This is a genomic window from Kineothrix sp. MSJ-39 (genome assembly GCF_018917935.1).
Classification (GTDB): domain Bacteria; phylum Bacillota; class Clostridia; order Lachnospirales; family Lachnospiraceae; genus CAG-194.
Genome location: NZ_JAHLPN010000002.1, coordinates 232,404 through 253,520 on the forward strand (window position 1 = coordinate 232,404; position 21,117 = coordinate 253,520).

Consider the following 21,117-nt stretch of genomic DNA (forward strand, 5'->3'; position numbering starts at 1 on the left):
GTAATGTATTGGGGGGTTACAAGTGTATTGTAGCAAAGCCCCCCTATATTGTCCACCTTCACATTCTACAAATTTAATAAATGTTGATGATATTTTTTGTTGATTATTACCAATAGCAGAAAAGGTGTGTCAACAAAAGACACACCTTTCAGCATTTTCACTGTTTATTTTTCACAATGCCGTTACCGTGCCCGGCAATCCATTCTCTTACACCGGCTCACCCATCGGTACTTCTTCTTCCGGCTGTTTATAATAAACCGGGAAAAGCGCCTCAAATTCGTCTCTGGTGATACGTTCCTTCTCAAGCAGAAGTCCTGCACAGGCATGCAGTACATCAATGTTTTCCTCGATCAGCTTCTTTGCCTTTTCATAGCAGTCGGAAATGATCGTCTTCACTTCCGCATCGATCTCACTTGCCACTGCCTCACTCATTGTCTTGGTGTGTGCCAGGTCACGACCGATAAAGACTTCATCGCTGTCATCATCGTAATTGATCGTTCCGATCTTCTCGGACATACCAAATCGCGTTACCATCTTGCGTGCTTCATTGGTTGCCTGTTTAATATCATTGGAAGCACCTGTCGTAATATCATCAAAGATCAGCTCTTCTGCAATACGTCCACCCAGATCTACCATGATATCCTGCAGCATTCTGCCTTTTGTCATAAACATATCATCACGCTCGGGCAGAGGCATCGTATAACCCGCTGCACCGACACCGGTCGGAATGATGGATACGGTGTAGACCGGTCCGACATCGGGAAGGACATGGAATAAGATCGCATGACCTGCCTCGTGATATGCTGTGATCTTTTTTTCCTTCGGGGAAATAATACGGCTCTTCTTTTCTGCGCCGATCCCCACTTTGATAAATGCTTTTTTGATATCTTCCTGCTGGATAAAGTTTCTGTCATCCTTTGCCGCAATGATCGCAGCCTCATTCAGAAGATTTTCCAGATCAGCTCCGGTAAAGCCTGCTGTTGTCTGTGCGATCTGCTTCAGATCCACATCCTCTGCCAGCGGTTTGTTCTTGGCATGGACTTTCAGAATAGCCTCTCTGCCACCGATATCCGGTCTGCCGACACTGATCTTTCTGTCAAATCGTCCCGGACGCAGGATCGCGTGATCAAGTATATCCACACGGTTTGTTGCTGCAAGGACGATGATTCCTTCATTCACACCGAAACCGTCCATCTCCACGAGAAGCTGGTTCAGCGTCTGTTCTCTTTCATCATGACCGCCTCCCATACCGGTTCCACGCTGTCTTGCAACAGCATCGATCTCATCAATAAAGATGATACACGGATGGTTTCTCTTTGCATTTTCAAACAGATCCCTGACACGGAAAGCACCGACACCGACAAACATCTCCACGAAATCAGATCCCGAAATAGAGAAAAACGGAACATGCGCTTCACCGGCGATTGCCTTTGCCAGCATCGTCTTACCTGTTCCCGGAGGGCCCTCTAACAAAACGCCCTTTGGCACTCTTGCGCCTACCTTGGTAAATTTACCCGGATTTTTCAAAAATTCAACGATCTCTTCCAGTTCTTCCTTTTCTTCCTGCAGCCCCGCAACATCCTTGAGGGTGATCTGCATATCCCCGCCGGTTGTCATACGGGCTCTGGATTTTCCGAAGTTCATCATCTTATTGGAAGCACCGCCGCCACCGTTTGACTGCGCATTCATCAGCGAGAAGAAAAATACAAATACGATAAATACGATCAGGATCGGAAGTACATAATACAAAAACCAGTTTTCACTTGGCATATCCCGCATGACAACTTCCACATTTTTCTGATGCATATATTCTTCAATGACCGTCACATCTGAAACAAACAGTTCTCTGGAGGAACCGTCGTTCATTGTAAAGATGACACTACCGGTCGGTACTTCTGCGTTGGGTTTGATCACAGCCGAACTAATCTGGTCCGCTTCGTAATCTGCCATAAAATCATTCCAGTTATAGCCCGTCTCGGAACTTCTTATACTGGAGATCCAGATCACAAGACCCAACAAAAGCAATATCAGGATGAGCGATCCGCCCATTCCTCTTGTTCTGTTTCCGTTCATAGTTAAATCCTTTCCTGCCTGTGTTATTTTGCAGCTTCATCCAGCTCCACAACACCGATGTAAGGCAGATTACGATACTTCTGTGCATAATCAAGTCCGTAACCTACAACAAACTCATCCGGGATCTCAAAGCCCGTATAATCCACATGTACCTGTACAACACGTCTTTCAGGCTTGTCTAAAAGCGTGCAAAGACGCAGGCTCTTCGGTCCTCTGTCTTTGAGCATATCGAGCAGATAGCTGAGTGTACGACCGGAGTCTACAACATCTTCCACTACGATTACATTTTTTCCTTTGATGGAATCGTCCAGATCCTTGACGATCTTTACAACACCGCTTGATTTTGTATCCATACCATAGCTGGAAACTGACATAAAGTCCAGTGTTACCGGAACCGTGATACGTTTTGCAAGCTCACACATAAAGAAACTTCCGCCGCGCAGTACGCAGATCAGATGTACTTCTTCTCCTTCGTATTGTTTACTGATTGCCTCTCCGATCTCCTTGATTCTGGCATCTACCTTGTCTTCCGGAATCATTACTCTGATTTTTTCAGCCATTTTTATCCTCCTGTAACTGTGATTTCTAATATATGACGGGTATCTTCCGTTACTTTGTAATAATTGCTGATCCTGCGCCCTAAAAAATAAACCATATGAGAACCGTCAGCGAGCAGCAGTTGCTTTTCCCTGTCCGCTTTCGGGATCTTTTCATTCACCATATAGTCTTTAACAAACTTGCGATTCTTATCACTGAAGTAGAAAAAATCTGCCGCCTGCGGACTACGGATCACCAAAGACCCATCTATTTTATCATAATCAATCCATTTCGTATATGCTTTTCGGGGTATATTTTCCATGGAATTCCCCGCCTGCGGTACTTCCCGGAGCCGAAACAGGAGAATTTGACCGCCCGGCAGATCGATCCTGCTCTCCGCACCTTCCGTGATACTGATCTCTCTTTCAAAAAATGCTGTCTGCTTCTGCCCTTTTTTCACAAAGCAGATACTGTCGTAGCTGCGATACGCCGTGATCTGATACGGCAGATCCAGGCTGCTTCCGACCTGCTTTTCACAAAGTGACAAAAGTGCCTGCACATGTACATTTGCCAGATCTTTTCTGCTGCCCGACATCTCCGCCAGACACGCAAGCAGCACCTGTCCTTTCATATAAGGATGCAGCATATTAAATGCAGGGAGGATCAGCCTCAGACAACTTCCGTTATCTCCTTCCTCCGCTTTTGTGCATCTTTCCAGCTCCTTCTGCAGGCAGTCCTCCAGATAATCGCAGGCAAGCCCCGCAATTTCCGCCATCTGTCCCATATGCTCCACACTTCTGCTGCTGACTTTTTCCTCCAAAACAGGGATCACCTGATTGCGCAATGCATTTCTGGCAAAGGTACTGTCCGCATTTGTTGCATCTGTCACATAGCTTTGCCCAACCGCCTGTAAATATACCTCGATCTCTTCCCGTTTCAGGCAAAGAAGGGGTCTGATGATCTGTTCTCTGACCGGACGCATTCCGACAAGCCCCGTCAATCCACTGCCTCTGCAAAGATGAAACAGCAGTGTTTCTGCCTGATCGTTTGCATGATGTGCCACAGCGATCCTGGTTGCCTTCAGCGTATCCGCAAGCTGCGCAAAGATCTGATACCGCGCCATCCTGCCTGCTTCTTCGAGTGTCATGCCTTCCGCCTTTGCCAGTGCTTTTACATCCGCTTCTTCCCGGTAAAAAGGAAGCTCCAGCTTACCGCAAAGTTCCTTTGCAAACGCCTCATCCGCATCTGCTTCTGCCCGCAGTCTGTGATTCACATGAACCGCGGTGATCGTGATCGGTATGTGCTTTTTGATGGCAAGCAGCAGATACAACAGACACACAGAATCCGCGCCGCCGCTCAGACCGCATAGCACATGATCCCCCGCTGCCAGCATATGATGCTTTTCCACATAAGAAAGCACCTTTTCTTCTATTTCCTTTTTCTTTTTTTCCGCTGTATTTTCCATACTGTAAATATAGCTTTTTTCGGCAGAAAATGCAATAAAGTCAGACATCCTCCTGATACAGCGAAACAACAAGCACCGTCATATCGTCCCGGATCGCACCTGCTGCCTTGACCGCCAGCTCCAGAATGCCTGTCGCCAGATCTGTCGGATTTTCCGTCTTCAGCCGTTCCATTCCTGCCCGCAGAAGCTCCGGGCTTTCATAAAATTCCTCCGCGATACCGTCGGATAACAAAATAACCGTATCTCCGGATTCCAGATACAGCACTTCATCAAACTCCGACGGCGCAGGCGACAGTCCGAGTGGCTGTCTGTCTGCTGCAATTTCATGGATCTGCCCATGTCTGATCCAGTAGGAAGCACTTGCACCGCACTTATAAAAGTGACATTCTCCCGTATACTGGTTCAGCTCCATCAGATCCAGAGAAACCGTCCGCTCCTCTTCCCGGTTCATATAGAAAAGCTCATTGCACGCCCGTATACAATCCCGCAGGGGCAGAGACGATTCTATGTACTTTTCCACTAACGACAATGTTCTTTCACTGTCCTCGCCCGCCAGTGCGCCGCTTCCCATGCCATCCGCGATCGCCGCAAGATAAGTACCGTCTCCGAATTCCCGCAGAATATAGTTGTCTCCGGACACCTCTTCGCCTTCTTTTGTTGCCTTTGCGAAACCACCGAAGATCCGGTACGTGGCTTCTTCCTGAAAACAGACAACTGCCGGCTCACTGTGGATATAAGCATGTCCTCCCACAGGCAGCATCGACTTATGTGTGATCTCCGACAACAGATCCGCTATCTCCGTTACATCATAGTAACAACTGTTTTCGGATCTTACGACCATTCCGATCTCCAGATATCCGTTCCGGTTGCTTGTCCGGTAAAACTCCAGAACACTGATCCCCTCTTCCCTTAAAAGCTTCACGATCCGCTTTTTCTGCCGCTCACAAACTGCGGATCCGGCAAATTCCGTTTCCGCCAGACTTTCCAGTTGTCTTGAGGTATCCATGACAAATCCCGCAAAAATAGTTGTATTTTCCCGCTCCTGCTCACGCAGCAGCAGAGAAGATCTGGTCAGGCATGCTTCTTCCGCTCCATCGGTCCTTTTCTGCCCTGCTTTATATTCCTGCGCGATCTCCTGTAAAAGCTGTGCGTATCCGATCAGACGACTTCTGGTATATGTTTCGATTCCTTCTTTTCTTCCCATAGGTCAGACTCCTTTTTCTCTTTTCGGAATCTTAGTATACAGCATGGGCGGTTCAAAATTTGTCAAAATGTGGTGGGCAGTTGTTTTTTCTTATTGATACTAAAAGCAGGAGCCGATTTATCAGCTCCTGCTTACTTTGTTGTCTTAAATATAATCTCTCCGTTATGAACAAGCCCCAGCTTTTCTTCTGCGATCTCTTCCACATAAGAATCTGTCTGGACATATTTTTTCAGTTCTTCTAATTCTTCGGCTCTTGCTTCCTCGTCTGCTATCTGCTGCTTCAGTTCTTCCTGTCTGACAACGTATTGATCCTGCTTTTCTTTTAGCTCCACACATTTAACGGAAACCATCAGCATCAACACAATGACAACTGTCGAAACCAAAAACATACCAGACCGATTCTGCCGCCTTCCCCGATACCTTCTACGGCTCATCACGATTCCCCATTTCTAACTGGTTTTTGTGTTTACATAAAGTTATCTTACCTTCTTTTATGTTAGCCGTCAACTTCTTTTTTAGTCTGTTTTTACTGCTCTTAACAGCCCGCAAACCCTTTAAAATTGGGCGTTTTACAAAGTTTAGTGGAACCATCAGAATACGTACCACTATATCTAGTATGCGCCGTATAATTGTTGACATAAAATTTACCAAAAAATCCCTGAAAATTTTTTTATATAGATACATACCGGCAGCAAGACCGAACACGGCAAACCAGCGCAGCGTTCCCGCATTCATACGATAAAGCAATGAAAAAATGACGATCGCCGCAAAAAACCAGAATAAAAGATCCTCGATCGCAACCAGAACGGAGCCATGCGGCAATACACGTCTTACGATCCTGATCTGGTCATAAATAAAGGTGATCACAGCCCCCGTTACAAAGCAATACAGCCAGAAAACACCCTGATCTATCACTTCCACACTCATTATTTAAACAATCTGCCCAAAAAGGACTCTCCCTTCTCCCCATACTGACCGGCATCTGAATAGGTGAAAGAATCGATCTGCCCCTCGATATCCACCTCTCCGCGCTCTAATGTCAGACGGTTTACATGCAGATCCTTTCCCTTGATCATCAGCATGCCCTGATCTGTTTCCAGCAAAATCTCCGCCAGATCAAAAGAGAGCACATCCGCCACGCCACTGACCATACATGTCCTTCTGTTTGTCAGCATGACTTTATGTGCTCTCTGCTTTGTTGCCATATTCTCTTCCATGTCATTCCTCCCATATATGATCCCTTGTTGATTCTTTTCAATATATGTGAGAAATTCTGATTTATAACTACAACAGTTTAAACATTTCTTTTGCTTCTTCCTTCCGCACGGTTTCCTGTACGGAAAGCACTTCTGCTTTGACATCTTTATTGCCGAAGTTGATCGTGATCACATCACCGACCTTTACCTCTGTACCTGCTTTGGCGACCTTGTCATTGAGCATGACACGTCCTGCATCACAGGCATCGTTTGCAACACTGCGGCGTTTGATCAGTCTGGATACCTTTAAATATTTATCAAGTCTCATGTTGTTTCCTCTTTTCTTATGCCTTCTGTCCCATTGTTACATCTGCTTTGCTATGATTACCTATCTTACAACGCAGACGGGATCAGCGCAAGAGGGAAGAGACTGCCCGGCGGCCGAAAAAACGCGGATATATATTTTTATACCGGTAAATGCTCAGCACAATGCCCATCAGCGTATAAGACAATAAAATGTTGCCGCCGCCTGCAGACAGGAAAGGAAGCGAGGTCGCGCAAGCCGGAAACAGACCGAGATTGATCATAATGTTCAGCCCGATCTGGGTCAGGAAAACGGTTCCACATCCACAGCCCATCATGAAGCCAAGCTCATTTTTCTGATGCAGGGCTGCACCAAATACAAGCACAAGCAGAATACCAAGAAGACAGCAGAGCAAAATACCTGCCAAAATACCATACTCCGACCACAGATACGTGAAAATATAATCTGCATTCAGATCCGGCAGTTTCGCACCTGTCTGCTGGTCCATAGCACCGATCCAAGTTAGCGACTGATAACTTTCACGGAGTGCTGCAGTCACATAACCGGCTTCACCGTTTCCTGTTGCAAATGCCTTTACCCTCGCGATCTGGTAAGGTGCAAGTATCTGTAATTTGTAGAGCAGGAAAAGTCCCAGCATGGGAAGCAGCAATACAACAGACCATAAAGCGGTCAATACCTTCCATTTAGAAACTTTGAACCATCCCTTTGCCACCGCAAGCGTCAGTACAACAGACAAACAGATCGTAAACGACATCGTCATGGAAATGCTGTTTGCCCGTCCAAGGATCCATACCGGTAAGAGCATCCAGATCAGACTTTTCAAAAGTCCTCGATACCCCTGCCCATAGTACTGATACAGGATCGCTCCGTACAGCGGTACATAAATAAATCCCAAAAACGGAGAAGAAATATGATAGCTGCCTATTGTAATATAGTAAAGACTTCCATTAGCCATGCTGCCAAATAGGACAGCGTACAAACCAACAAGCAGGAGCGCTGCGCCGATCCACTTTGCATAGCCTGCGATGCGTGTATAGTCCACATACTGCACAATACTCATCAATACGATACCTGTCATAACAAAGAATACGTACTGTGTTCCATCCATATAGGATGTACCATCTCCCAGCTGTCTGCTGATCTCCATCTGCAAAAAGATACCTATCCCGCTGATCAGTGCTACAAATGCCAGAAGTCCCCAGGCGATCTGCGGCTTATGGACAGCATCCAGAGAAATGCCCGCCTGTACGGGATCTCCCATATCACGGACTGCTGCTGCCCTTGCTTCTTCCGGGCTCATACCGTTTTTCAGATTCTCGGCAGTCTGATCCTCTATATGGGCTCTGATCTCTTCTTCTATAAAGGGACGCGCCTTTTTGCTGCGGATCTGTGATAATAATTTTTCTAAATATTCATCCATAGTTACCCTCCGCTATCCTTGAAAAGCCAGCACGTTTGTCACGGCAGAAGCATATTCCTGCCATTCTTCCGTCTTTTTGGCAAGCTCCTGTTTTCCCTTTTTCGTAATGCTGTAATATTTTCTGACCTTTCCCGCGTATTCCTGTTCGTAAGCGGTAAGCAACCCTTTTTCCTCCATGCCATGCAGGAGCGGATATAAAGTGCCTGCCTTGAGTTCAAATACATTCTGGGATTTCCGGCGAAGCGTGTCGATCATTTCATAGCCATACATATCCTTCTCTTTTAAAAGTCCCAAAAGCAGCATTGTCATACTGCCTGATACCAGTGATTTTTCTACTGCCATTTCTGTACTCCTTTCGCACTATATAGATTGCCGATATATCGGTTGTCTATATATTATATCGATCATCTATATATGTCAAGGGCGGATTTTATTTACGAGAAGAATCTTGAAATGATAAGATGCATATGCTATAGTAAAGCTAGCTAAGAAATGAAATGAAAGTGTGTATGCACAAACGAAGCCCCAACAGATTGCCGTCTGTTGGGGCTTCTTCTCTTTTTATACGGTAGAGCATCCGCGGGCTAATTGTCGCTATCGTTACCGCCTAACCACTTGCATATGTAGTAGCTGACTACACCTGCCATAACGGAAACAAGAAATGAAATGAATATTTTCATCTATGCTACATCTATACTACCCTATACTTTTCCTCCAATTTCCCCTGCACAAAATCAATCACATTCTGCGCAGCAACTTCATTCATGCACACAAAATTTTCCATTGTATAAGAAGCCGTATGTGGGGTCAGGATGACATTCGGAACGTCGATGAAAACAGAGTCCGTGCATGGCTCATGCGGAAATACATCAAGTGCTGCGCCGCTTAAATGCCCGTTTAACAGATATTTTTTGAGGGCATCATTGTCTGCAACAGGGCTTCTGGCAATATTGATGAAATAACTGCCTTCCTTCATATGTGCAAATTCTGCTTCTCCGAAGAAGTTTTCCGTCTGTTTAGTCAGCGGGATATTGGCGGATACGTAGTCACTCTCTGCCAGCAGTTCTTCCAGTGGTCTGTAGCTTGCACCGTAAAGCCCTTCCCACTCCGGTTTCGGATGTCTGCAATAATAGAGCACATGCATATCCATGGCATTTGCCCTCTTTGCGATCTCTTTGCCGATCCCGCCAAATCCGACCAGGCCGATCGTTCTTCCTTTCGCGCCCGGATGCATACACCTGTTCCAGAGCCCTTCATGCATATCCGCGGACTGCGTATGCAGGCTTCTCGCAAAATATAAAATATATGCCAGCACATGCTCTGCAACAGCCGCTTCTACCTCGCCTGTCGTTCTTGCAAGTGTAATACCGAATTTCCGGCAGGCAGCAATATCAACAGAATCATAACCGATGCCTCTCCTTGAGATCATCTTCAGCTTCGGACAACGGGAGAGCAGATGCTCCGTATAAGGCTCCAGCCCTGCGATTACAGCCTCCGCGTCTTTAATTCGTTCATAAAGCTCTTCTTCTCCCGCTCCAACGCCAAATTCATGATCCCTACATTCTTCTATTTCATATCCTGCCTGTTCCAGTTTCTCGATCGCCGCTCTGCTCCCGGCGTCAAAATTCCGTGCCACAATGACAACCTTCATTTTGTTACTTCCCTTCTATGGCTTTTCTTTTGTCTGTTCCATTTCTTTTATATGCCTGTTGCATCAGGCAGTCAACTATTTTATACCTATCTCCTATTTTTTGTACTGTTTATTCTTTGAAAGTATTCCTATTGACATGGCTGTTAGGAAATGCTAACCTAGATATGACTAAACTAACTTATTTTGGTCACGTACAGTAAAATAAAATGTTACAGATAGGAGTCAGTTATGAACCAGACAAGAAATTTCAGAACAGAATATGAAGCTTTTGTACAGAAATATCCCTACAAGACGATCGATGTGAATGGGATCAAAGTCAGATATCAGTATGGCGGAAAGGAAGACGCGCCTATTCTTCTTTTTTTCCACGGACTGGAAATGCAGGAAATGTGGACAGCTTATGCGCTGCATTATGAAAAAGACTATCGATTTTTGAATTATGAATATCCACTTCATACCGCATCTATCGATAAACAGATGGAATTTGCCTATGCGCTGTTACAGAAACTTTCCATCAGCCGGGTTATTTTGATCGGTGCAAGCGATGGCGGTATCCATGCGCAGATGTTTGCCAAGAAATATCCTGCTATGGTACAGGGCATGATACTGATGACAACCCTGACCTTAGATTCCGATTATTGCCGGCATTTCAAAAAAGAATGGCTGACCTGTCCGATCCTTTTAACCACACTTCGACTGACCCCGGCAAAAAAGGAAATGCAGCTTCTTTTGAAAAAATGTGATGGCTTTTTAACCTGTGAATCCCCGGAAGATCAGGCATATGGAAAAACCTTTTACGAAACGGTCGCCTCCGATCTGCATTATAAAGAAAAATTTATCCACAGCGTAAAAGCTGTCAACGAGCTGAAAAGGTGCAAGCTTTTTACGGAAAGCGATTTTGCTTATCTGCGTGGCAAAGTGCAGGTTCTACTCCCGGATCACGATATGTTCACAAAGGAAGATCAGGACAGACTGGCTGCTCTTTTCAGACCTTTAGATGCACAGATTCTGTCTGTTCCGAGCGGACATGTCGGCTTTATTGTACAGGCAGATGCTTATCTGGAAAAAATGGATGCATTTTTGGAAAGTCATATTTTAAAAGACTGATCTCTACATATTTTCCCTTCTGTTTTCATATACTAGTCCATGAAGAAACGGATCTATGCCATGTGCGTGACATGGCATAGCAACAGGAGGAAATCCATGATGCGTAAGAAAACAGACTGGAAAAATCTGATCACGGCGATTGCGATCCCGCTCGCTGTAGGTGCTGCCAGTGCATGGCTGACCAAAGACGGTATGAAAGCATTTGCACTCGTCAATAAGCCGCCACTTACTCCACCGGACTGGTTATTCCCGATCACATGGACGATCCTCTATATTCTGATGGGAATTGCTTCCTACCTTGCAGGCATGGAAAAGCCTTATTCCGGCGCATTATGTTTATATGGACTGCAGCTTATCTTTAATTTCTTCTGGTCTATCTGGTTTTTTGACAGAGCCTGGTATTTGTTTTCCTTTTTATGGCTGCTCTGTCTCTGGGGACTTATTCTGGCAACCATGATCGCGTTTTTCCGCATCAAAAAACCGGCTGGTTACCTGATGCTTCCTTATCTGCTCTGGGTAACCTTCGCCGGTTATCTGAATTTCGGTGTATATTTATTGAATTAAATTTTATTATTGTAACTATTCAGAACCACATTCGCAAAATCGCATCTTACGATGCTTTCCTTTTGCTCATGTGATTACTTCGCCATATAAATCCGTAAAAATCTGCCCATAAATGGTCAGTTTATTACGGATTTGCATGGCTCTGAATAGTTACATATTATTATGCTTCTGAAAAGCGACTGTATAGTAAATGATCGTTACCGTCAATGCTCCCACAAACAGAACAATAGAAAGCCAGCCTGAATCTCTTCCCCGGTAAATGCAGATTGTAAAAAACAGGGTAAATGCACTGACCTCCAGCTCCATCCATGTGATCATGGACATGATATCCTGTAATGCCCTGACCGCATTTTGCGGTTTCAGCTTTGAGGGCGTATTCCACATGGTTGGGGGCATAACATGCATTATCAGACTGGTCATGCCATTGCATATCAGCATGATAATGGGAAGCATTAAAAGCGTTCCCGGTGAGCCATATCCGTCGATCTTGCCACTCATCGTAAAATGCGTTGGTATCTCGTCCGGTAAAGTTGCCATACCGACGATCGCAATGATAAAGCATACAAGCAAAAGTACATATGACAGGATCTCCATCACAAGATGCCTTTTTGTAATATATGGTTTGTTCATACAAATTTCCTCATTCTATATCAAGCTCCGGCGGTACATCCAGCTCGGTTGATACATATTTTCCATCTTTTTTACGCTGTCTGACACACTCGGAAAGCAGATATTCTATCTGTCCGTTGACAGAACGGAAATCATCTTCTGCCCATGCGGCAATATCGGCATATAGCTTTTCCGAAAGGCGCAGCGGAATCTGCTTTTTGGCAGCCATCAGTAAAGACTTCCCGAATTTACGATAGGCTGCGCATCATGGTTGCCGCACAAAACAACTAAAAGATTTGATACCATGGCTGCTTTTCTCTCCTCATCCAGTTCAACGACCTGTTTCTGGCTAAGCTGCTCAAGAGCCATTTCCACCATACCGACAGCGCCGTCTACGATCATTTTTCTTGCATCTATGATAGCAGATGCCTGCTGACGCTGCAACATAACAGAGGCGATTTCCGGTGCATATGCCAGATAGGTGATCCTTGCCTCAACGATCTCAAGCCCTGCATCGTTGACCTTGCTCTGGATCTCATCACGGATCCTTGCTGCGACGATCTCGGCGGAACCTCTCAGGCTTCCTTCATCTGCCTGCCCGTCACCTGTTGTATCTACATTCGGTGCCACATCATATGGATAGATCCGTACAATGTTACGAAGTGCGCTGTCACACTGCAGAGATAAGTACTCTTTGTAGTTATCTACGTTAAATACTGCTTTTGCGGTGTCTGTCACACGCCAGATCACGGCAATTCCGATCTCGACCGGATTACCGAGACAGTCATTGATCTTCTGTCTGCCATTGTTCAGTGTCATTGCTTTTAAAGAAATCTTCTTGCCGGAAGCCTCTGCTACCGAAAGTGCCGCGCCCTCTCCGGATATGTTGAGGGTTGTCTTGGCTGTCTGGATATCACCGGACTGTGCCAGCTTTGTTGCTGCTGCAGGGTTGATTGCACTGCAGAACGGATTCACAAAATAAAAACCTGCTTCACGGATCGTACCGACATACTTACCAAACAGTGTCAGTACAAGTGCTTCCTGCGGCTTTAAAATACGCAGACCGCAAAGTGGAATCCACGCGATCGCCGTTATGACAATGCAGAGAACCATCATGACAAGTGTGCCCGTGCGCGGATATCTTTCATAAGAGATCGCGAAAAGCACGATGCCCGTGATCGCCAGCGCATAAACCAGAAGCTCTGCCAGCAGAACTACCATACCATTTTTCTTTGTTGTGTAAATTTTTTCATTCATAGGAAATACCTTCCTTTCTATTTGATATCATCATGATATCATTTTATATTTATTTGTCAATATAATTTGATACAAAATAGAAACATTCCACAGAGAAGAAACAGAAAGACCTCCCGTTTCTGGTTGATTACCAGAAACGAAAGGTCTTTCATTTCTTCTCTCTTAGATCTATTTATGTTGCATCATCTGCATCTGCCGGATCGCTTCGAGGATCTTTTCTTCCGCTTCCTCCGGTGTTCTGGCATCCTTTGTTGCCTTTTCCATCGGGCAGATATCTGTATCCTGCCTGTTGCGGATCTGCGCCGTCTTTTCGCCGTAATATGCGGGGATTCCGTATTGTTCCAGCGTTTCAAGCCCGGCATCGCTTATGACGGATGCATATACCTCAGACGGGGCAAGTGCTGCATACAGAAAAGCTGCTGCCCTTCCCACGATCTGATCTGCCACACAGTAACCCTGCAGGCTCTTTCCTTCTCTGCGCAGGGAAAGCAGTGGTCTTACGCCGCGTTCTTCACTTGTCAGCGTGTCATCTTCCCTGACCGCTGCAAATGTACAGCTTTTTTCCAGCAGCAGAGCTTTTGCTTTTTCCGTATCAGCCTTCATGTCTTGCTGCGTCCTCCACGCGGTAAATGATGAGCGGAATGAGTGCCCACTGCAGAAGCAGTCCGATCAGACCGACTCTGATACTGCTGAAAATAATAGAAACCGGGATCTTATTGCTTCCGATCACATAAACAGCAAAGCAGATCGCAACTGCACGGATCACACGTCCGCCGATCTGTACAGCCAGGACTTTCACGATCGTTGGCATAGATTTTGTACGCAGAAGTCCTGCCAGAAGTCCGTAAACAAACAGCTCGATCATCATAAACGGAAGCATGGCAGCTCCGGGCATTCCCGTTACCGCAAAGCTTAAAAGCGGGCTGATCATTCCGGCGATCGCACCGGCGTAAGGGCCTGCTAACAGACCGACTAAAATGATCGGCAGATGCATCGGTAAAAAGGTTTCACCGAGTGCTGTACCCATTCCGGAAACAGCGCCGACCAGATGCAGGATCTGTGGCAGTAAAACTGCAGCAATGACTGCGCCTATGGTTGCAAATGTCTGTGTCTTAATGGAAAGACGCGGCATTTCTAAAGTTTTCATCTTTGTGTTTGACATCTTATTTCTCCTTATTCTCCCTGATTATTTTCAAATTCCTTTGCAACTTCCTCAAGCAGCTTGCGGATCTGCAGATGCTGCGGGCAGGCTTTTTCACATTTTCCGCACTTGATACAGTCGGAAGCCTTTCTGCCCGGTGCAGTATGTACCGCATTATAATAGTAATCAGCATTCCAGTCATGATAGAGCTGCTTTGTATTCATGATCGCAAACAGATCCGGAATGGAAATCTTCTTCGGACAGCCTGCTGTACAATACCGGCAGGCAGTACAAGGGATCAGATTCATGCTTCTGAAGATCGCCTGCACCTTCTTGACCGCTTCCATCTCTGTTTCATCCAGTGGCTTGAAATCTTTCATAAAGCTGATATTGTCCTGCATCTGTGCAAGGCTGCTCATACCGGAAAGTACCATCATCATGCCCGGGAAACCTGCTGCAAAACGGATCGCATAGCTGGCAGGACTGCCTCCGTGCAGATCCTCGATCACTTTCTTTGCCTCTTCCGGCAGATTCACCAGATTGCCGCCCTTGACTGGCTCCATAACAAGTACCGGTTTGTTGAATTTACGGCAGATCTCATAGCACTTTCTGCTCTGTACAGCCGGATCATCATAATCGACGTAGTTGAACTGGATCTGTACGACTTCAATCTCAGGATATTCTGTCAGGATCTGCTCCAGGATCTCTGCCCTGTCATGGAAGGAAATACCAACATGACGGATCTTGCCTTCCTTTTTCAGTTCAAATGCTGTCTCATATGCATGGCAGGATTTGAAAAACTTGAAGATCTCCTCATTCTGGGCATGCATGAGGTAAAAATCAAAATAGTCCACACCACACGCTTCAAGCTGGCTTTCAAAGAAGGGCCGGATCTCTTCCTCCTTCTTAAAATAAAAGTTTGTCAGTTTATTTGTCAGGATATAACGGTCACGCGGATAGCGGCTTGTCAGACAATCCTTTAATGCAAGCTCACTTTTGCCGTCCAGATAGCCATGCGCCGTATCAAAATAATTGAAACCGGCGTCCAGGAATGCATCTACCATACGACAGGTTTCTTCTGTATCTACCTGATCACCCTTCATCGGAAGACGCATACATCCAAAACCAAAATTTTTCTTGATCTTATCCATCTTAAGATACTCCTTTCCTCTTGCTATTTTTTCTCATTATGCTTTATTATATATCCTAAAGCTGACTTGAGGTCAAGCATTTTTTGACCTGCACAAATACTGACCTGCCGCCGTACCTTTCAAAAGAAAAAAGGCAGGTTAACCCGCCTTTTCATATCCTGTTATTTCGCTTCTTCTTGTTTTGTCTGTTCTTTTTTCTTTGATTTGCCATGTTCCAGCGTCCATCCCCATATGCCTGCAGCGATCACTGCCAGACCCATGAGACCGGCAAAAATATTTTCCGCCATTATGATAATCCTCCTTTTCAGACATCATTCATGCGGTAACCGACTCCCAGTTCATTTAATATGTATTTGTATTCGCCCGGCTTTTCTCCGAATTTTTTCCGGATATTTGCCATGTTGACCTGCAGTTTTTTTACACTGCCATAATCGGAATAGCCCCATACCTTTTTGATGATCTCCGCATAGGTGAGTACTTTTCCCGCATGCAGTGCCAGAAGCTGTACAATATTATATTCTGTCTGTGTCAGTTTGATCTCTTCTCCTGCAATCATGACCTTCCTTGCATCATATTCGATCTCCATGTCATACAGAGAAAAAGATTCCCGCACGCTTTTACCCGTACCCTGAAAACGACTGTTCCTAAGTGTTGCACGGACTCTTGCCAAAAGCTCCGCAGTTCCGAACGGCTTTGTCACATAGTCATTGGCGCCAAGATCCAACGCTTCCACTTTATCCGATTCATCCGTTCTGGCTGACAGAACGACGATCGGCGTATCACTTTTTGCCCGGATCTTCCGAATGATCTCAATTCCATCCATATCAGGCAGTCCCAGATCCAGGATGACAAGATCGGGATTATGCGAAAAGAACATCGTCAGTCCGTTCTTTCCGTTCTGTGCCATAATGACCTGATAATCATTGGTCTCAAAGATCATTTTCATAAAATTGCAAATATTCTTTTCATCTTCTATTACAAGAATCTTATAGCTGTTCACTTAAGCTGTCCTCCTCATCAAGCGTAAATCGGAAGGTACATCCGCCTTCTTCCCGGTTTTCCACGGAGATCTCACCATCATGTGCCTTAATGATAGAGGCACATACCGCAAGTCCGATTCCCATGCTCTTCTTATTATGATCCACGGGAGCATCTTGGATTTCAAAATAATCTTTGAAAATGCTCTTTAACCGTTCTTTGGGAATGCCACAACCATTGTCGGTGATCTCAAAAACAACTTTTCCGCTTTCCGTATGGACCGTCAGGGAAAGCTCTGTCATCCCCTGTGCATGCTGCACAGCGTTTTCCAGAATATTGATGATAACCTGCTCGATCAGCACCGCATCCATCGGAATACTGATAAATTCATCCGGGATTGACACGGTGACCTTCTGGTTCGGATATCTTTTTTTAAATTTCACCAGCACAGAGTTGATCAGCTCTTCCAGTACAACGGAATTTTTCTTGAGCCTGACCCCTCCGTTATCAATTCTTGTAATGGACAGAATATTTTCAACCATATTCATGAGCCATTGCGCATCTTCTCTGATACCTGTCGTAAGCTGCAGGATCTGCTCTTTTTTCAGATGATCATAGTTGTCTATGATCGTCGTACTCGAACCATAGATCGTTGTCAGCGGCGTTCTGAAATCATGTGATACTGCACGCAGCAGATTGCCGCGCATTTTCTCCTTCGCACTCTCTGCCCGCACCTTTTCCTGCCATTTGAGCTGCGCCATTACAGTACTTGTCATGATCGTTATGATCAGCATGATCAGTGCGGATATGATATTTTCCGGTATACTGAAGTTAAATGCAAAATAAGGAAATGCAAATACAAAATTCAACGCCAGAACACTTAAAACCGACGCCGCAATACCGTAAACATACCCTTCTGTTACACGCGAAACAAGGAATACTGCAAGTGCCATGATCGCAGGTGCTACCATATCAACCGCAAAGTAACGCTCTATGATAATACAGACAAGCAGACACACAGCCGGTATCAAAACCGTTTTCAGTATGTTTCTTCTTATGTTTTTGTTCATGGTGGCCTCCCATACGATACATTATAAATAGTCCCCGGTTAAGAATCAGCAAAGGATGCTTTGCATTCAAAACTACGGTGTGTTATGATTTTACAATAAATTATTATATTTATATACTGGATACTGTATAGATACGAGGAGAAAATTTTACAAATGATTAAAAATATACTGTTTGATGTGGGAAATGTACTGCTCGATTTTGACCCGGAGCGGTTTTTAAGAGAGGCGGGCTATACAAAGGAGCAGCAGGGAATTGCCATGCGCTGCATTTTTACCCATCCGCTGTGGAATCAGCTCGACAAAGGAACGGTAACGGAAACAGAAGCCCTGCAGGAATTTATCAAGGCAGATCCGTCGCAGGAAGCTCTGATCCGCGAAATTGCCGGACGCACAAAGGAAACGCTTTTCCCGCTTTCTTATGCGGATGACTGGGTAAAATCTTTAAAAGCACAGGGATATCCTGTTTACATCCTGTCCAATTACGCCGGAGAATTATATGAAAAAACAAAGCACCTCATGACGTTTTTACAATACGTGGATGATGCTTTGTTTTCGTATCAATGTAAGATGATCAAGCCTGATCGTGAAATTTATGCCTATGCCTGCGAAAAATTCAATATTCTGCCGCAGGAAACTGTTTTTATCGATGACCGTGTCCAAAATATCGCCGGTGCAAAAGCGTTTGGACTGCAGGCACTGCAATTTACCTCTTATGCGGAAACCTCCGCGAAACTTCGTGCACTACTTGGCAAATGAGATTCCCATTATGCCTAATATCAGTGAGCTTTCTGCTATCTATTGTAAACAATATCGGTAGTTGAACAGTCTGGGACTGCCATCTGCATACAGTTTAATCAATCGGCAGGCGGAGAAGCTTCCAGCTCAGATCGATCATTTCCTGTTTTTCCATAGAATTTTCAAAAATAATCTGCTGCTCCCGTTTTTCTGCGTGGAGCAGATTTTTTTCGCCAAGACGTCTTTTCAGCTCTTTTGCCGTTCCCATGCTGCCATCGATGATCTCGATCTGTCTGTTGCCCAGAAATTCACGGAGATGCGGTCTGAGGAACGGATAATGGGTACAGCCGAGTACGATCGTCTCTGTTTTGTCCGTTATGTAAGGGAGCAGATATTTGGAGAAGTAAGCATCCAGAAACTCGCCGTCCAGATGTCCCTCCTCGACAAATTCCATCAGTCCTGCACATGGCACGGGAATAATATGCGCCTGTTCCTTGTACAATCCGAGTAAATTATGAAATTTTTCCTGCCGGATCGTCATAGGCGTTGCCAGCACTAAGATCTCGCCGCCCTTATACTGGCTGACCGCCGGTTTGATCGCCGGTTCGATCCCGACCAGCGGAAGATCAGGGTACATCAGCCGCAGATCCTTCACCGCCGCACTCGTCGCCGTGTTGCAGGCGACCGCCAGTCCCTTGATTCCCCGTTTCATCAGAGTTTCCACCACATGAAAGGTCAATTCTCTGATCTTTTCCCGGTCTTTCACGCCATATGGCGCGTTTTTGGAATCTCCATAATAAATAAAATCTTCATTTGGCATGATCTGCACTGCTGCCTTCAGTACACTGATCCCACCCAGACCTGAATCCATAAAGCCGATCGGCAGTTCTTTTTCTTTGTTATGTTCCATTTTTATTTTTGTATCCCTGTTTTATTTCTATGCTAATTTTAGTAGATATTACTTGTTTCCCTACGAATTGTTTCGCAGCTACGCTGCTCTCGCAATTCTACCCAATATTCGCATATCGTGGGATTGTCATCCCACTTTTATGCTCATATCGGGGCGGGTCCCAAGGTCTTTCACCCACCTGTGAGCAAGCTCACATGGGGTTAGACCTTATGACCCTGACATCATATCATTATTATAAAATTATATTTCATGCGGTGCAAGCACATGCTGCATATCCTCCGGCATTGGCGCGGTAAACTCCATCCGCTTTCCGGTGATCGGATGCATAAAACTGATCTTGTGCGCATGCAGTGCCTGTCTGTCGATCAGCTCTTTATCCGGATTATACAGATAATCGCCGATCAGAGGATAGCCCAAATATTTGAGGTGTACACGGATCTGATGCGTTCTGCCTGTCTCCAGCACAAGCGCGAGCAGGCTGTGTCCGTTAGCCTCTGCTACCACACGGTAATGCGTTACCGCCCTGTCCCCATGTTCAAAATCTATCATACGCTCCAGGCATGAGCTCTCTTTCCGTCCTATCGGCGCATCAATCACACCGGCGGACGGCGTTACCTTGCCTTTTACGATCGCATAATATTCTCTGCTGATCCCCTCTGCCTGCTCTCCCTGCAGGGATTTTGCCGCTACCTGCTGCCCCAGGATCGCACCGCTTACCATATGCTTTGCCACGATCGTAAGCCCGGACGTATCTCTGTCCAGCCTGTTGATACAGCGAAATACAAATGGCGTATTTTTCTGCTTGAAATACCACGCCAGCGCATTGCCCAGAGAGTTATCATAATTATGCAGTGATGGGTGAATGGGCATGCCCGCAGCTTTATTGATCACCAGCAGATCTTCATCCTCATATACGATATCCAGCGGCAGTTCCACCGGAAGGATCTGCTCAGAGCCCTCCGTCTCCCATATCGTAATTTTGATCTCATCACCATCCTGCAGAATGTAATTCTGATAAACAAAGTTTCCGTTTACCTGCACACTCTCCGGATCTTTTTTCAGATTGATGAGATTTTGCGTGGAAAATCCCTTCGTTTTCAAAAAGCCACTCACCTTCTGCCCGGGCATCGGGTTTGTGATCTTGTAGGTCAGTGTTCGTTTCATTTGTTGCTCTTTCTATATATATTGCATTTTGCTTCTCTTACTCAGTTTCGTTATTTATAGTTTCCATTATATCACTACAGACTGCTGTCCGGGAGAATAAATCTCAAGACTGCCTTACAAATCTGTAGATTAGCACAAATGATATGCAAATTTACAATTTCATACCAATTACAGATTTTCCGGCATTTTGGATGAAGTATTCTTCCCTGCCCAAACCCTATTTTCAGGAAATTCATACTTTTTCTCTATTTTCTTCCTTTTGGTATGAAATTTTTCTCTTTTATCATCTGATTTTTCATCACAGAAAACTTTTTAATATGATTTTTTCATCCAAAAACGACAATTTGCTTCATTTCGTATGAATTCCTGAAAAATCAAGAAGAGCGACAACTTTTTTCTTCGCCCTAAATTCCAGAAAATTTCCCCAAAAGACGAACTTTTAAAAAACATAAAAATTTCATTCATACATATCATCTAATTTACCGGATATTGGACGAATCCACCGATATTTATCCCCCTGACTGAAGCATCCTGTGATAAATCTGCCTTAAATATCAAAA

The 21,117-nt window shown here is 45.2% G+C and carries 25 protein-coding genes; 3 read left to right on the forward strand and 22 right to left on the reverse strand.

Going from position 1 to position 21,117, the window contains the following annotated elements; all coding sequences use genetic code 11:
* Positions 1-207: 207 nt before the first annotated feature.
* The 11 genes from ftsH to KQI22_RS02655 form a co-directional block, all read right to left on the reverse strand.
* Positions 208-2,073, reverse strand: a complete 1,866-nt coding sequence (gene ftsH / locus KQI22_RS02605) for an ATP-dependent zinc metalloprotease FtsH (protein WP_216550519.1) — start codon at positions 2,071-2,073, stop codon at positions 208-210.
* 23 nt (positions 2,074-2,096) lie between these two features.
* Positions 2,097-2,633, reverse strand: a complete 537-nt coding sequence (hpt, locus tag KQI22_RS02610; RefSeq protein WP_216550520.1) for a hypoxanthine phosphoribosyltransferase — start codon at positions 2,631-2,633, stop codon at positions 2,097-2,099.
* Between the two features lie 2 nt (positions 2,634-2,635).
* Positions 2,636-4,123: a tRNA lysidine(34) synthetase TilS gene (gene tilS / locus KQI22_RS02615; protein ID WP_216550521.1), complete on the reverse strand. Its 1,488-nt coding sequence runs from the start codon at positions 4,121-4,123 to the stop codon at positions 2,636-2,638.
* Complete coding sequence (locus tag KQI22_RS02620; RefSeq protein ID WP_216550522.1) at positions 4,116-5,279, reverse strand: SpoIIE family protein phosphatase; 1,164 nt, start codon at positions 5,277-5,279, stop codon at positions 4,116-4,118. The genes tilS and KQI22_RS02620 overlap by 8 nt, the downstream gene beginning before the upstream one ends.
* Positions 5,280-5,410: 131 nt before the next feature.
* A complete protein-coding gene (locus KQI22_RS02625) occupies positions 5,411-5,668 on the reverse strand; it encodes a septum formation initiator family protein (RefSeq protein ID WP_253293476.1) in 258 nt (85 codons plus the stop codon).
* A gap of 34 nt (positions 5,669-5,702) precedes the next feature.
* Positions 5,703-6,206 carry a spore cortex biosynthesis protein YabQ gene (yabQ, locus tag KQI22_RS02630; RefSeq protein ID WP_216550524.1) on the reverse strand — a complete coding sequence of 168 codons (504 nt, stop codon included), beginning with the start codon at positions 6,204-6,206 and terminating at the stop codon, positions 5,703-5,705.
* Complete coding sequence (gene yabP, locus KQI22_RS02635) at positions 6,206-6,496, reverse strand: sporulation protein YabP (protein WP_022004303.1); 291 nt, start codon at positions 6,494-6,496, stop codon at positions 6,206-6,208. The genes yabQ and yabP overlap by 1 nt, the downstream gene beginning before the upstream one ends.
* Positions 6,497-6,563: 67 nt before the next feature.
* Complete coding sequence (locus tag KQI22_RS02640) at positions 6,564-6,803, reverse strand: RNA-binding S4 domain-containing protein (protein ID WP_216550525.1); 240 nt, start codon at positions 6,801-6,803, stop codon at positions 6,564-6,566.
* An 82-nt stretch (positions 6,804-6,885) separates the two neighbouring features.
* On the reverse strand, positions 6,886-8,220 hold the full coding sequence (locus tag KQI22_RS02645) for an FtsW/RodA/SpoVE family cell cycle protein (protein WP_216550526.1): 1,335 nt from the start codon (positions 8,218-8,220) through the stop codon (positions 6,886-6,888).
* A gap of 12 nt (positions 8,221-8,232) precedes the next feature.
* Positions 8,233-8,562, reverse strand: coding sequence for a PadR family transcriptional regulator (locus tag KQI22_RS02650; RefSeq protein WP_216550527.1), 330 nt, complete (start codon positions 8,560-8,562; stop codon positions 8,233-8,235).
* Positions 8,563-8,911: 349 nt separating this feature from the next.
* Entirely contained in the window at positions 8,912-9,871 is a 960-nt protein-coding gene (locus KQI22_RS02655) for a phosphoglycerate dehydrogenase (protein WP_216550528.1), read from the reverse strand.
* A gap of 228 nt (positions 9,872-10,099) precedes the next feature.
* On the opposite strand from KQI22_RS02655, the gene KQI22_RS02660 reads away from it, so the two are divergent.
* Together KQI22_RS02660 and KQI22_RS02665 are read left to right on the forward strand one after the other, a co-directional pair.
* Positions 10,100-10,978 (forward strand): alpha/beta fold hydrolase, encoded by an 879-nt coding sequence (locus KQI22_RS02660; RefSeq protein ID WP_216550529.1) that lies wholly within the window; start codon positions 10,100-10,102, stop codon positions 10,976-10,978.
* A gap of 96 nt (positions 10,979-11,074) precedes the next feature.
* Positions 11,075-11,542 (forward strand): TspO/MBR family protein, encoded by a 468-nt coding sequence (locus KQI22_RS02665; protein WP_253293477.1) that lies wholly within the window; start codon positions 11,075-11,077, stop codon positions 11,540-11,542.
* Between the two features lie 150 nt (positions 11,543-11,692).
* Here the strand turns inward: KQI22_RS02665 and KQI22_RS02670 are convergent, their stop codons facing one another.
* The 9 genes from KQI22_RS02670 to KQI22_RS02705 form a co-directional block, all read right to left on the reverse strand.
* Positions 11,693-12,172 (reverse strand): DUF1648 domain-containing protein, encoded by a 480-nt coding sequence (locus KQI22_RS02670; RefSeq protein WP_216550530.1) that lies wholly within the window; start codon positions 12,170-12,172, stop codon positions 11,693-11,695.
* 10 nt (positions 12,173-12,182) lie between these two features.
* Positions 12,183-12,380, reverse strand: a complete 198-nt coding sequence (locus tag KQI22_RS02675) for a PTS ascorbate transporter subunit IIC (RefSeq protein WP_216550531.1) — start codon at positions 12,378-12,380, stop codon at positions 12,183-12,185.
* Positions 12,380-13,408, reverse strand: coding sequence for an SPFH domain-containing protein (locus KQI22_RS02680; RefSeq protein ID WP_216550532.1), 1,029 nt, complete (start codon positions 13,406-13,408; stop codon positions 12,380-12,382). Before KQI22_RS02680 ends, KQI22_RS02675 begins: the two co-directional genes overlap by 1 nt.
* Before the next feature lie 168 nt (positions 13,409-13,576).
* Positions 13,577-14,011: a DUF1893 domain-containing protein gene (locus tag KQI22_RS02685; RefSeq protein WP_216550533.1), complete on the reverse strand. Its 435-nt coding sequence runs from the start codon at positions 14,009-14,011 to the stop codon at positions 13,577-13,579.
* On the reverse strand, positions 14,001-14,555 hold the full coding sequence (locus KQI22_RS02690) for an ECF transporter S component (RefSeq protein WP_216550534.1): 555 nt from the start codon (positions 14,553-14,555) through the stop codon (positions 14,001-14,003). Before KQI22_RS02690 ends, KQI22_RS02685 begins: the two co-directional genes overlap by 11 nt.
* A 26-nt stretch (positions 14,556-14,581) precedes the next feature.
* On the reverse strand, positions 14,582-15,700 hold the full coding sequence (locus KQI22_RS02695; RefSeq protein ID WP_216550535.1) for an aldo/keto reductase: 1,119 nt from the start codon (positions 15,698-15,700) through the stop codon (positions 14,582-14,584).
* Positions 15,701-15,861: 161 nt separating this feature from the next.
* Positions 15,862-15,987, reverse strand: coding sequence for a hypothetical protein (locus tag KQI22_RS13940; RefSeq protein ID WP_256447399.1), 126 nt, complete (start codon positions 15,985-15,987; stop codon positions 15,862-15,864).
* 17 nt (positions 15,988-16,004) lie between these two features.
* Entirely contained in the window at positions 16,005-16,700 is a 696-nt protein-coding gene (locus KQI22_RS02700; RefSeq protein ID WP_330623242.1) for a response regulator transcription factor, read from the reverse strand.
* Complete coding sequence (locus KQI22_RS02705; RefSeq protein WP_216550536.1) at positions 16,687-17,748, reverse strand: sensor histidine kinase; 1,062 nt, start codon at positions 17,746-17,748, stop codon at positions 16,687-16,689. The genes KQI22_RS02700 and KQI22_RS02705 overlap by 14 nt, the downstream gene beginning before the upstream one ends.
* A 153-nt stretch (positions 17,749-17,901) precedes the next feature.
* Here KQI22_RS02705 and KQI22_RS02710 point away from each other — a divergent pair, with 153 nt between their 5' ends.
* The gene (locus KQI22_RS02710; RefSeq protein WP_216550537.1) at positions 17,902-18,504 is read left to right on the forward strand and encodes an HAD family hydrolase; all 603 of its coding nucleotides are present in this window, start codon (positions 17,902-17,904) and stop codon (positions 18,502-18,504) included.
* Between the two features lie 94 nt (positions 18,505-18,598).
* On the opposite strand, the gene murI is transcribed toward KQI22_RS02710, so the two are convergent.
* Positions 18,599-19,393, reverse strand: a complete 795-nt coding sequence (murI, locus tag KQI22_RS02715) for a glutamate racemase (RefSeq protein ID WP_216550538.1) — start codon at positions 19,391-19,393, stop codon at positions 18,599-18,601.
* A 240-nt stretch (positions 19,394-19,633) separates the two neighbouring features.
* Positions 19,634-20,557 (reverse strand): RluA family pseudouridine synthase, encoded by a 924-nt coding sequence (locus tag KQI22_RS02720; RefSeq protein ID WP_216550539.1) that lies wholly within the window; start codon positions 20,555-20,557, stop codon positions 19,634-19,636.
* Positions 20,558-21,117: the final 560 nt, after the last annotated feature.

Coding starts and splice junctions, on each gene's coding strand:
- ftsH (WP_216550519.1), bottom strand. CDS start 2,073: ATGAACGGAAACAGAACAAGAGGAATGGGCGGATCGCTCATCCTGATA.
- hpt (WP_216550520.1), bottom strand. CDS start 2,633: ATGGCTGAAAAAATCAGAGTAATGATTCCGGAAGACAAGGTAGATGCC.
- tilS (WP_216550521.1), bottom strand. CDS start 4,123: ATGTCTGACTTTATTGCATTTTCTGCCGAAAAAAGCTATATTTACAGT.
- KQI22_RS02620 (WP_216550522.1), bottom strand. CDS start 5,279: ATGGGAAGAAAAGAAGGAATCGAAACATATACCAGAAGTCGTCTGATC.
- KQI22_RS02625 (WP_253293476.1), bottom strand. CDS start 5,668: ATGTTTTTGGTTTCGACAGTTGTCATTGTGTTGATGCTGATGGTTTCC.
- yabQ (WP_216550524.1), bottom strand. CDS start 6,206: ATGAGTGTGGAAGTGATAGATCAGGGTGTTTTCTGGCTGTATTGCTTT.
- yabP (WP_022004303.1), bottom strand. CDS start 6,496: ATGGAAGAGAATATGGCAACAAAGCAGAGAGCACATAAAGTCATGCTG.
- KQI22_RS02640 (WP_216550525.1), bottom strand. CDS start 6,803: ATGAGACTTGATAAATATTTAAAGGTATCCAGACTGATCAAACGCCGC.
- KQI22_RS02645 (WP_216550526.1), bottom strand. CDS start 8,220: ATGGATGAATATTTAGAAAAATTATTATCACAGATCCGCAGCAAAAAG.
- KQI22_RS02650 (WP_216550527.1), bottom strand. CDS start 8,562: ATGGCAGTAGAAAAATCACTGGTATCAGGCAGTATGACAATGCTGCTT.
- KQI22_RS02655 (WP_216550528.1), bottom strand. CDS start 9,871: ATGAAGGTTGTCATTGTGGCACGGAATTTTGACGCCGGGAGCAGAGCG.
- KQI22_RS02660 (WP_216550529.1), top strand. CDS start 10,100: ATGAACCAGACAAGAAATTTCAGAACAGAATATGAAGCTTTTGTACAG.
- KQI22_RS02665 (WP_253293477.1), top strand. CDS start 11,075: ATGATGCGTAAGAAAACAGACTGGAAAAATCTGATCACGGCGATTGCG.
- KQI22_RS02670 (WP_216550530.1), bottom strand. CDS start 12,172: ATGAACAAACCATATATTACAAAAAGGCATCTTGTGATGGAGATCCTG.
- KQI22_RS02675 (WP_216550531.1), bottom strand. CDS start 12,380: ATGGCTGCCAAAAAGCAGATTCCGCTGCGCCTTTCGGAAAAGCTATAT.
- KQI22_RS02680 (WP_216550532.1), bottom strand. CDS start 13,408: ATGAATGAAAAAATTTACACAACAAAGAAAAATGGTATGGTAGTTCTG.
- KQI22_RS02685 (WP_216550533.1), bottom strand. CDS start 14,011: ATGAAGGCTGATACGGAAAAAGCAAAAGCTCTGCTGCTGGAAAAAAGC.
- KQI22_RS02690 (WP_216550534.1), bottom strand. CDS start 14,555: ATGAAAACTTTAGAAATGCCGCGTCTTTCCATTAAGACACAGACATTT.
- KQI22_RS02695 (WP_216550535.1), bottom strand. CDS start 15,700: ATGGATAAGATCAAGAAAAATTTTGGTTTTGGATGTATGCGTCTTCCG.
- KQI22_RS13940 (WP_256447399.1), bottom strand. CDS start 15,987: ATGGCGGAAAATATTTTTGCCGGTCTCATGGGTCTGGCAGTGATCGCT.
- KQI22_RS02705 (WP_216550536.1), bottom strand. CDS start 17,748: ATGAACAAAAACATAAGAAGAAACATACTGAAAACGGTTTTGATACCG.
- KQI22_RS02710 (WP_216550537.1), top strand. CDS start 17,902: ATGATTAAAAATATACTGTTTGATGTGGGAAATGTACTGCTCGATTTT.
- murI (WP_216550538.1), bottom strand. CDS start 19,393: ATGGAACATAACAAAGAAAAAGAACTGCCGATCGGCTTTATGGATTCA.
- KQI22_RS02720 (WP_216550539.1), bottom strand. CDS start 20,557: ATGAAACGAACACTGACCTACAAGATCACAAACCCGATGCCCGGGCAG.